The following is a 10,706-nucleotide window of genomic DNA, read 5'->3' as shown; positions in this document are numbered from 1 at the left end:
GCCTGGTGGCTCTAAGGATCTGACGAACGGTTTCACGCGTTGGCTTCAGCCATAAATTTTTGCCATCTTTAGATTTACCAACCAGCAACCATGGTAGCGGCACACAGACCGCGAACGTTAAAAGTAGTGTCAGTCAGGATGGAAAAAAAATGGGTACATCCGAATTACTCAAACACATTTATGACATCAATTTGTCGTATTTACTGCTCGCGCAGCGTTTAATTAACCAGGAAAAAGCATCTGCAATGTTTCGCTTAGGGATCGACGAGCCAATGGCCGACGCTCTTGCGCGACTCACATTGCCTGAAATGGTCAAACTGGCGGAAACCAATCAACTGGTCTGCCAGTTTCGCTTTGACGACCACAATGCAATTAGCCGTTTAACCCAGGAGTCACGGGTCGACGATCTGCAACAGATCCACACCGGTATCCTGCTATCCAGTCGTTTGTTACGTGACGTCTCGAAAGCTGATGAGACGCCGAAAAAGAAGGCTGCGAGTTAATGAGCGAAAAGAGTATTGTGCAGGAGGCGCGCGACATCCAGCTGGCGATGGAACTCATCACCCTGGGCGCCCGTCTGCAAATGTTGGAAAGCGAAACACAGTTAAGCCGTGGCCGCCTGATCAAGCTGTATAAAGAACTGCGCGGCAGTCCACCCCCGAAGGGCATGCTGCCTTTCTCCACCGACTGGTTTATGACCTGGGAACAAAATATCCATGCGTCGATGTTCTGCAACGCCTGGCAGTTCCTGATCAAAAGCGGAATGTGCAGCGGTGTGGATGCGGTAATCAAAGCCTATCGTCTGTACCTCGAACAGTGTCCGCAGCAGGATGATGTGCCGCTACTGGCGCTGACCCGTGCCTGGACGCTGGTGCGTTTCGTTGAGAGCGGCATGCTCGAGCTTTCCGACTGCAAATGCTGCGGCGGCAGCTTTATTAACCACGCACACCAGCCCGTTAACAGCTTTACCTGCAGCCTCTGCCAGCCGCCATCTCGCGCGGTAAAAAGACGTAAACTTATCGCAGAATCTGCCGATAACAGTTCACAACTGCTGGATGAACAGGTTAAACGAGCCGTTTAATAGTGTTCGCCATAGAGAGTGAATCCAGCAGCGGTCATTGACCGCTGCTTTTTTTTTGCTCGGGCATGGCGTTCCACCTGCGGCTTTCCGGCTTACCTTCCACCCACACGTTTACAGACGTAAGGATTCGTTGTGCTGGTAATTTTGGGTTATATCCTCGTTCTGGGCTCGGTGCTGGGCGGCTACGCAATGGTAGGCGGCCACCTCGGAGCCCTGTATCAACCGGCTGAACTGCTGATTATCGGCGGGGCAGGTATCGGTGCCTTTATCGTCGGAAACAATGGTAAGGCGATCAAAGCGACGCTGAAGTCGCTGCCGTTGCTGATGCGCGGCTCGAAATACAACAAAGCGGTCTATATGGACCTGATGGCGCTGCTGTACCGCCTGATGGCCAAATCGCGTCAGCAGGGCATGCTGTCGCTGGAGCGGGATATTGAAAACCCGGCCGAGAGCGAAATTTTCGCCAGCTACCCGCGCATTGTCTCTGACAAGCGGCTGGTCGATTTTATCACCGACTATCTGCGCCTGATGATCAGCGGCAATATGAACGCCTTTGAAATTGAGGCGCTGATGGATGAAGAGATTGAAACCTACGAGCACGAGTGCGACGTGCCGGCCACCGCGCTGGCGACGGTCGGTGACTCGCTGCCGGCCTTTGGCATCGTAGCGGCGGTAATGGGCGTGGTGCATACGCTGGCATCAGCCGACCGCCCGGCGGCAGAACTCGGCGGACTGATCGCTCACGCGATGGTCGGTACTTTCCTCGGTATTCTGCTGGCTTACGGCTTTATCTCGCCGCTGGCGGGCGTGCTGCGCCAGCAGTGCGCTGAATCGACCAAAATGATGCAGTGCATCAAGGTGACGCTGCTCTCCAGCCTGAACGGTTATGCGCCGCAGATCGCGGTGGAATTTGGCCGTAAGACGCTCTATTCGACCGAACGCCCGTCGTTTACCGAACTGGAAGAGCACGTGCGTAACGCGAAAGCCACCAAGCAGACTTCGGATCAGGACGCATGAAGAACAACCACCCCATTGTGCTGGTAAAGCGGAAAAAAGGTAAAAAACATGAGGCCGGGCACGGCTCATGGAAAATCGCCTACGCCGACTTTATGACGGCGATGATGGCCTTCTTTATGGTGATGTGGTTGATCTCAATTTCCAACCCGCAGCAGCTGGTGCAGATTGCTGACTATTTTAAAACGCCGCTGAAGGTCGCGCTGACCGGCGGCCAGCGCAGCAGCGACAGCGAAAACCCGATCCCCGGCGGCGGTCAGGACCCGACGGAAAAGCTCGGCGAAGTGAAAAAGGTGGTCGATATTGATGAAGCCAAGCGGGCGCAGAAACGCCAGCTGGACGAAACGCGGCTGAAGAAGCTGCGCGACAAGCTGGATCAGCTGATTGAAGCCGATCCGCGCCTGCGCGCGCTGCGTCCGCACCTGCTGATCAACATGGTTGAGCAGGGGCTGCGCATTCAGATTATCGACAGCCAGAACCGGCCGATGTTTAAAACCGGCAGCGCGCAGGTGGAACCTTACATGCGCGACATTCTGCGGGCTATCGCGCCGATCCTGAACGATATTCCTAACCGGATCAGCCTGGCCGGTCATACCGATGACTTCCAGTATGCCGGCGGTGACCGCGGTTACAGCAACTGGGAGCTCTCCGCCGACCGCGCTAACGCCTCGCGCCGCGAGCTGATCAGCGGCGGGCTGGACGGTGAAAAAGTGCTGCGTGTGGTCGGTATGGCGGCCACCATGAAGCTGAAAAATCGCGGTGGCGACGATGCCGTTAACCGCCGTATCAGCCTGCTGGTGCTGAATCACGATACCGAAGAGCAGATTGAAAAAGAAAATGCCGAAGGTGATGCGATCAATATCAGCAGCCCGGACAGCCTGAAACAGATTGCCGCGCCGGAACTGCCGGCGTCGCAGACGATCCAACCCGTGACACAACCTGATTCTCAAACCGATTCTCAACCCCAACCACAGGCTGAACCCGCAGCCAGCCCGTCGCCGGTAACCACATTACCGGCGGCACCGGCTGCGATTCAGACCGATCGCGACTCACAGCCGAGGTGATACCGTGAGCATGGATATCAGCGATTTTTACCAGACGTTCTTTGATGAAGCCGACGAACTGTTGGCGGACATGGAACAACACCTGCTGGGGTTAGACCCGCAGGAGCCCGATTCGGAACAGCTTAACGCGATATTCCGCGCCGCCCATTCCATTAAGGGGGGGGCCGGCACCTTCGGCTTCTCGGTGCTGCAGGAAACCACGCATATTCTGGAAAATATTCTTGACGATGCTCGTCGCGGCGAAATGCAGCTGAGCACCGATATCATCAATCTGTTTTTGGAAACCAAAGATATTATGCAGGAACAGCTAGATGCCTACAAAACGGCGTCAGAACCGGATGCTGAGGCCTTCACCTACATCTGTCAGGTGCTGCGCCAGCTGGCGCTGGAAGCCAAAGGCGAGAGCGTTGCCGCCCCCGCCGCGCCGCGCGTGGCGCTGGTTGAAGTGCCGTCAGAAGAGGCTGCTGTGCCAGCCGCAGCCGGTCTGCGCATTCGCCTGAGCGCGCTGAAAGCGGGCGAAGCTGACCTGATGCTCGACGAGCTGGCCAACCTTGGCACCGTGCTGGACGCGGTTAAAGGCGAGAACGTGCTGGAAGCCACGCTGGACTCCTCGGTGGGCAAAGATGACATCGTGGCGGTGCTGTGCTTCGTGCTCGACGAGTCGCAAATCGACTTCCCTGAACCGGTCGCCGTTGCGGCACCGGTTGCGGTGGCGGCGGTCGAGCCAGCGGCAGACGAGTCTGACGACGAGGCCGAAGAGAGCCAGCTGGCCACCGTCAGCGATATCTCGCCGAAGCGTGAAGCGCATAAAAAGCAGCCGGCCGCCAAAGCCAGCGAGTCCAGCAGCATCCGCGTTGCGGTTGAGAAGGTCGATCAGCTGATCAACCTGGTCGGCGAACTGGTGATTACCCAGTCGATGCTGGCGCAGCGCTCCGGCGCGCTGGACCCGGTACACCACGGCGACCTGCTGAACAGCATGGGTCAGCTGGAGCGTAACGCCCGCGACCTGCAGGAATCGGTGATGTCGATTCGTATGATGCCGATGGAGTACGTCTTCAGCCGCTTCCCGCGCCTGGTGCGTGACCTTGCCAGCAAGCTGGGCAAAGAGGTGGAACTGACGCTGATGGGCAGCTCCACCGAGCTGGACAAGAGCCTGATCGAACGCATCATCGATCCGTTAACCCACCTGGTGCGTAACAGTCTCGATCACGGTATCGAGTCGCCGGAAACCCGCCAGGCCGCCGGTAAATACCCGGTAGGTAACCTGACGCTCTCCGCCGAGCACCAGGGCGGCAACATCTGCATCGAAGTGACCGACGACGGTGCCGGACTGAATCGCGAACGCATTCTGGCCAAGGCGCTCTCGTCCGGGCTGCCGGTCAGCGAGAACATGAGCGACGAAGAGGTCGGCATGCTGATCTTCGCGCCGGGCTTCTCCACCGCCGAGCAGGTGACCGACGTTTCAGGCCGCGGCGTGGGCATGGACGTGGTGAAACGTAACATCCAGGAGATGGGTGGCCACGTTGAGATCTCATCGAAGCAGGGCAAAGGCACCACTATTCGCATCCTGCTGCCGCTGACGCTGGCGATCCTCGACGGTATGTCGGTGCGGGTGGCGAACGAGGTGTTTATCCTGCCGCTGAACGCGGTGATGGAGTCCCTGCAGCCGCTGGCGGACGACCTGAAGGCGCTGGCCGGCGGTGAACGCGTGCTGGAAGTGCGCGGCGAATATCTGCCGCTGGTGGAACTGTGGAACGTCTTTGAGGTGCAGGGTGCCAAAACCGAGGCCACTCAGGGCATCGTGGTGATCCTGCAAAGCGCCGGTAAGCGCTATGCGCTGCTGGTCGACCAGCTGATTGGTCAGCACCAGGTGGTGGTGAAAAACCTCGAAAGCAACTACCGCAAAGTGCCGGGCATTTCTGCCGCCACCATCCTTGGCGATGGCAGCGTGGCGCTGATTGTTGACGTTTCTGCACTGCAGTCTCTGAACCGTGAAAAGCGTGTGGCGGGAGCCGCAGCCTGATAATAACTGATTAAGGGTAGAACTATGACTGGCATGGCCACTGTCACTAAAATCACCGGGGAAACCGTCGGCCAGGAGTTTCTGGTCTTCACGCTGGGTGCCGAAGAGTACGGCATCGATATCCTGAAAGTTCAGGAGATCCGTGGCTACGATCAGGTGACCCGCATCGCCAACACGCCGCCGTTTATCAAAGGCGTCACCAACCTGCGCGGCGTGATCGTGCCGATTATCGATCTGCGCATTAAGTTTGCCCAGCCGGACGTGGTCTATAACGACAACACCGTGGTGATCGTGCTGAACCTGGAGCACCGCGTGGTCGGCATCGTGGTTGATGGCGTCTCTGACGTGCTGTCGCTGATGCACGAGCAGATCCGCCCGGCACCGGAGTTTGCGGTGACCATGTCCACCGAATATATGACCGGGCTGGGGGCGCTGGGCGACCGCATGCTGATTCTGGTCGACATCGAAAAACTGCTGAGCAGTGAAGAGATGGCGCTGGTGGACAACCTGCGCAGCGCCTGAGTCTGACGGATGCAGCAGGCAGCAGAAAGGCAGACCACTGTGGCCTGATGCCGACCGGTTAAGGATCGGCTGACCGATCCAGTGGTGGTGTAAAAATCCGTAATCTCCTGGAAGATTACGGATTTTTTTATGCAATTTTCTCACGACCTCAGCGTTATTTCTTGTTACGACTCTCTGCGTAATCCTCTTCACACCCCTGCCGATTTTCCCAATCCCGAACGGATTTCACGCTGCCTTTCTCCTTTCTGTGATGACGATTTCACCTCTGGTGAGGTGGCCAGATTCAGTGTGCCACTACATTAAGCTGAGGTGATGAGAATCAGCTCTCATGACTGCCATTACGCTAAATAGTTAATTTTTACTGATGAAATAAACGAGAAAATGGCGAATTATTCTGGTTTCGGCGCCTGTTTAGCTTATGAACATTTCAGATGAAACAGCGCCCGTCAGGCGTTTATTTTAGCGGCTTAAGTAATCTTCTAGGAAATTTCCTATATAAATCAGATCACATTTTATCAACCTGCCTGTTGATCGTCTTAAGCTGGTTATTCTATAGTCACGCCTGTACACAGGGAAAGTATACATATTGTCCGCTTTCCGCATCATTTTTACAGGAGTAATCATGAGTAATTCTTATTATAAGAGATCCCCGGAACCGGTCGTCAGCATCCGCAATAAAAACAACGTCGCCAGCGTACTGGCGGCGTTCTCCCCGTCAGTAAACCTCCCCGTTGAACACACCTTCGCCGCCAGCGGCAGCAAAGCATAAGGCGGAGGCCTGATGAAAATTGAACAACCGCTGTGGGGCCGGGGCGTGATGATCTCGCCGCAGCATTTTCAGCAGCAGACAACGTATACGGCCTGGTCAGCAGAATGTATTGCGCAGATGGGACTTAATCACCCCTGGGGTGTTATCCGTGCTGAATTTGACGCAGATGTGCTGAAGTTCGGCCGTCTGCAGGCGCGGCATCTGCACGTGCGTTTTCAGGACGGTACGCTGATTGACACCAGCAAGGGTGACGATCTGCCGCCGGTATTGATACCCGAAGGTGATGATGTGGTGGTGGTGCTGGCACTGCCTCTGCTCAGGGCGAACGGCGGCAACTGCCTGCAGCCGGATGACGTTGCCGAACGGCCGGTGCGTTATCGCCAGCGCTGGCGTGATATCCGCAATCAGTTTGGCGATGACACGCGCCAGATTGCGGTGATCAAACCCGAGCTGACGCTGCGTTTTGCCGATCGGAACAACGCTGATTACCTGGTCTGCCCGGTGGCGCGTCTGCAGCAGGACAGCCAGGGGGGCTGGACCCAGGACAACGCCTTTCTGCCGCCGCCGCTGACCGTGCAGAGCAGTCCGTGGCTGCTGAACCAGCTTGACCAGCTGATCACGCAGCTGCGTGCCCGCCTCCACCGCCTGATGGCGATGCGCCGCGAAAGCAACGAACGCATGGCCGACTTTGCCGTTGCCGATGTCTCGCTGTTCTGGCTGCTCAACGCGCTGAACAGTGCAGAGCCGGTGCTGGTGCAGTTCCTGCGCTTCCCGCAAAGCGCGCCGGAGCGCCTTTACACGGAGCTGGCTCGTCTGGCAGGCAGCCTGCTGACGTTCTCGCTGGCGCATCAGGTCAGCGCCATTCCTGCCTATCAGCACGCGCAGCTGAACGCTGTTTTCCCGCCACTGTTCGATCTGCTCAGCGACCTGCTGGAAGCCAGCCTGCCGTCACGCGTGGTGTCGATTGAGATGGAACACGACAGGCGGCTGCACCAGTGGCTGGCACGTCTGCAGGATCCGCGCCTGCGCGAGGAGGCCGATTTCTACCTTTCGGTGCGCTCTCCGCTGCCGGCGGCGCAGCTGCAGGAACAGTTCCCGCGCCAGTGCAAGGTCGGCAGCCCGGACTCCGTGACCGATCTGGTGAATGCGTCGCAGCAGGGCATCCCGCTGAGGCCGCTGCGCCACGTTCCTGCCGCGATCCCCCTGCGTCTGGAAAACCACTATTTTGCCCTCGACCTCTCGCACCCGGCGGCCGCAGAGATGCTGGCGGGCGGCAGCTGCATGTTCTACGTACCGGGCATGCTGGGTGAACCTGAACTCGAACTGTTTGCGGTGCTGAGAACATGAGCCAGAGAAGCGCGTGTGATATCGATGCGCTGTTGCAGAACAGCTGGCTGCAGGTCATCAGCCTGCGTCACGGCCCGGTATTTAAGGAGGGGGAAGGGCGCGTGCTGTGGGAGCACTGCGTCTCTGAAGTGGAAAAGGTGCAGCTGGCGCTGCAACAGGCCGGCTGCGACGCGCAAAGCCGTGAGCACATTCTTTATGCCCAGTGCGCGCTGATTGATGAAGTGGTGAAGGGGCGCGGTGAGCAGGATGACGCCTGCCTGCAGTGGTATCACCTGCCGCTGCAGGGGCACTTCTTCGGCACGGTGGAGGCCGGTGACAGGCTCTGCAACCGCATGCGCGAGGTGCTGCATGAGCCAGCGCCGGATGCCGCGGTGCTGACCTGCTTCCAGCGCGTGATGCTGCTGGGCTTCCTGGGCGGCTATCGCTCGCTCAGCGACCCGGAGCGGGAAAAGCTGGTAAAGGCGCTGAATGCGCAGGTTGCGCCCTTCAGCGGCGTGCAGGGGCAGAGCGTGCTGGCCGAGAGCCGAAAGGCCCGGGGCATCAGCGGCTGGCTGTCCGGCTGGCCGCTGCGTATTGGCTTATCGGTCCTGCTGCTGGCCGCCGTCTGGTGGGGGCTGAATCACTGGCTGAGCCGCCTGGTGGCTTCGCTACTGCCGGGAGTCGGTCAGTGATCGGCCCCGCGCTGCAACGGATGCTGGCGCTGTGGGCCGCGCTGCTGTCCGCCGTGCTGTGTCTGGTTTTTCTGCCGGTCTCCCGGATGACAGCCGTGCTGCTGATGCTGCTCTGCTGGGGGCTGATTGTCGTGGTGCTGGCGACCCGCCGTCGCCCGGCGCAGGTAAACGTGCTGAGCGTGGATGATCTGCCGGAAGCCGCATACCGCCAGCCGGTAGTGCTGGTGTGTGGCGACAGCATGCAGGCGTGGCCGCAGGGCTCATCTGTGCTGACCGTGCCGCACGGCTGCTGGGTGCGGGTGGCCAGGCATCAGGAGCTGGACGTCGTCGCCCGCCAGCTGCTGGCGCTGCGCCCGGCGTGGGGACGTCAGCTGGCGGTGATGGTCAGCATTTGTCCTCAACAGCATCAGGACGACGAGGCGCTGGCCAGCCGGCTGCTGACGCTGCGCTGGCAAACCGGCCAGCTGCGACGTGAAACCGGCTGTTCACTGCCGCTGGTCCTCCATGCTCAGGCGGGCAGCGCAATGATCGGTGAGCCGCTGTGGCAGGCCGCGATGCCCGGTGAGCCGGTGCGCGTCTGGCGTGAAAACGCGGCGCCCGGCACTCTGAACGGCGGGCTGACGGCGGGCGCGGCTTTGCAGCAGCAGGTGCTGATGAACGGCCTGACGGCGTGGTTGCAGCAGCACGCTGAAGCGCTGTTTACCGACGGCGACCCGGATATGCCGCCGGTAGTGCCCGCGTGCAGGGTCTGTGGGCTGAGTGCCGCCATGGACGCCGTGCCACCGTCTTCACTCTGGACCCGCTGGCTGCAGCAGCACACCGCGCTGCAGCAGGTGGCGGGCTGGCACCCGGCGGCGGCAGGCGCGTTATCGCCGCCGCTGCCGGCGTTTATTATGCCGCTGCTGCCGCAGTGCCGCGGCCTGACGCCGGGCCAGCGCGCCTGGCGTGGCGGGCTGGGGTTGCTGGTTGTCGCGGGTATTGCCGCGCTGTGCAGCAGCGGCGGGCACAACCGCCAGCTGGTGCAGCGCATCGCGTTTGATATCCGCGACTACCGGCGGATTGCGATAAACGACGCTGCCCCGAAAGCGGCGGCGGTAGCGGTACTGCATCAGGATGCCGCCGAACTGGATAACTATGCCCGCAACGGCGTGCCGCTGCGCCTCGGCCTGGGGCTGTACCAGGGGGAACGGCTGTATCTGCCGCTGCTGGACGCCATCCGCGCGTATGTTCCATCGCCTGCGCCGCTTCCGGTGGTGAATGAGGCCCCCGGAACCGTGCGACTCGACAGCCTGTCGCTGTTTGACACCGGCAGATACCGGCTCAAACCCGGCTCGCTGAAGAGGCTGGTGACGGCGCTGGAGGATATCAAAGCCCGGCCGGGCTGGCTGATTGTGGTGGCCGGGCATACCGACAGCACCGGCGATGCGCAGGCCAACCAGCAGCTGTCGCTGAAGCGTGCCGACGCACTGCGCGACTGGATGCTTTCCACCAGCGACGTCTCGCCCACCTGTTTTGCGGTGCGGGGCTATGGCGCCACGCGTCCGATTGCAACGAATGACACCCCGGAAGGCCGTGCGCTTAACCGCCGGGTCGAAATCAGCCTGGTGCCGCAGGCGGATGCCTGCCGGGAAACGACAGTGCTGCCCGCACCCGGCGCCGAACGGGGGGCGGTACCAGGGCGGGAGTAACACACGCCCGGCACCGCCACTATCAACGCCGCCGCTGACGGGCGGCGGAACAGACCACGACAGACCCTGACTGTTTTTTGACCTGATGCGCTCGGGTTTACAGCGAAGGGCGGTAGCGTGTCTGTCACTGACTTCCGGCAGCAAAACATAAGGACATCATCATGAGCAGCAACCCGGTCTCTTTTTTCAGCCACAGCCACCATCTGCTGGCGGTGCGCGGCTGCGACGCGCAGCCCGACGTGCTGGCGTTTAGCGGCGAAGAGCGCCTGAGCGAGCCGTTCCGCTGGCGCATTGAGTTCACCAGCGCCGACCCCGCCATCACCCGCGAGGCGATGCTGATGAAACCCGCCTCGCTGACCTTACAGGCTCCGCCGGACCAGGGCCGGGGCATAAAGGTGCAGCAGCCGGTGCGCATGGTGCAGGGCGTAATCACCGGTTTCGAACGTTTCGGCACCTCCGCCGACCAGACCCACTACGCCGTTACCCTGCAGCCGCGCCTCACCCTGCTGTCGCGCAGCCGCCAGAAC

The 10,706-nt window shown here is 60.2% G+C and carries 11 protein-coding genes; all 11 read left to right on the top strand.

The window, feature by feature from the left end:
* Positions 1–149: 149 nt before the first annotated feature.
* Positions 150–503: a flagellar transcriptional regulator FlhD gene (flhD, locus tag ASF13_RS07000; protein ID WP_056234044.1), complete on the top strand. Its 354-nt coding sequence runs from the start codon at positions 150–152 to the stop codon at positions 501–503.
* The gene (flhC, locus tag ASF13_RS06995) at positions 503–1,081 is read left to right on the top strand and encodes a flagellar transcriptional regulator FlhC (RefSeq protein WP_056234041.1); all 579 of its coding nucleotides are present in this window, start codon (positions 503–505) and stop codon (positions 1,079–1,081) included. The genes flhD and flhC overlap by 1 nt, the downstream gene beginning before the upstream one ends.
* 132 nt (positions 1,082–1,213) lie before the next feature.
* The gene (gene motA, locus ASF13_RS06990; protein ID WP_056234038.1) at positions 1,214–2,098 is read left to right on the top strand and encodes a flagellar motor stator protein MotA; all 885 of its coding nucleotides are present in this window, start codon (positions 1,214–1,216) and stop codon (positions 2,096–2,098) included.
* Complete coding sequence (gene motB, locus ASF13_RS06985; protein ID WP_056234035.1) at positions 2,095–3,159, top strand: flagellar motor protein MotB; 1,065 nt, start codon at positions 2,095–2,097, stop codon at positions 3,157–3,159. The genes motA and motB overlap by 4 nt, the downstream gene beginning before the upstream one ends.
* A 10-nt stretch (positions 3,160–3,169) precedes the next feature.
* The gene (gene cheA / locus ASF13_RS06980; protein WP_056234031.1) at positions 3,170–5,182 is read left to right on the top strand and encodes a chemotaxis protein CheA; all 2,013 of its coding nucleotides are present in this window, start codon (positions 3,170–3,172) and stop codon (positions 5,180–5,182) included.
* A 24-nt stretch (positions 5,183–5,206) separates the two neighbouring features.
* Positions 5,207–5,704 carry a chemotaxis protein CheW gene (gene cheW / locus ASF13_RS06975; protein ID WP_056234028.1) on the top strand — a complete coding sequence of 166 codons (498 nt, stop codon included), beginning with the start codon at positions 5,207–5,209 and terminating at the stop codon, positions 5,702–5,704.
* 622 nt (positions 5,705–6,326) lie between these two features.
* Positions 6,327–6,473 carry a hypothetical protein gene (locus tag ASF13_RS24245; RefSeq protein WP_156365565.1) on the top strand — a complete coding sequence of 49 codons (147 nt, stop codon included), beginning with the start codon at positions 6,327–6,329 and terminating at the stop codon, positions 6,471–6,473.
* A gap of 9 nt (positions 6,474–6,482) precedes the next feature.
* Positions 6,483–7,820, top strand: a complete 1,338-nt coding sequence (gene tssK / locus ASF13_RS06970) for a type VI secretion system baseplate subunit TssK (RefSeq protein ID WP_162237185.1) — start codon at positions 6,483–6,485, stop codon at positions 7,818–7,820.
* Entirely contained in the window at positions 7,817–8,491 is a 675-nt protein-coding gene (tssL, locus tag ASF13_RS06965; RefSeq protein ID WP_056234021.1) for a type VI secretion system protein TssL, short form, read from the top strand. Before tssK ends, tssL begins: the two co-directional genes overlap by 4 nt.
* On the top strand, positions 8,491–10,179 hold the full coding sequence (locus ASF13_RS06960; RefSeq protein WP_056234284.1) for an OmpA family protein: 1,689 nt from the start codon (positions 8,491–8,493) through the stop codon (positions 10,177–10,179). The genes tssL and ASF13_RS06960 overlap by 1 nt, the downstream gene beginning before the upstream one ends.
* 161 nt (positions 10,180–10,340) lie before the next feature.
* Positions 10,341–10,706 (top strand): contractile injection system protein, VgrG/Pvc8 family (locus ASF13_RS06955; RefSeq protein WP_056234018.1); only part of this gene is annotated, 366 nt, incomplete at its 3' end.

Origin of the sequence: Erwinia sp. Leaf53 (assembly GCF_001422605.1) — a bacterium.
GTDB lineage: Bacteria > Pseudomonadota > Gammaproteobacteria > Enterobacterales > Enterobacteriaceae > Erwinia.
This window is presented reverse-complemented; position numbering and strand designations above follow the sequence as displayed.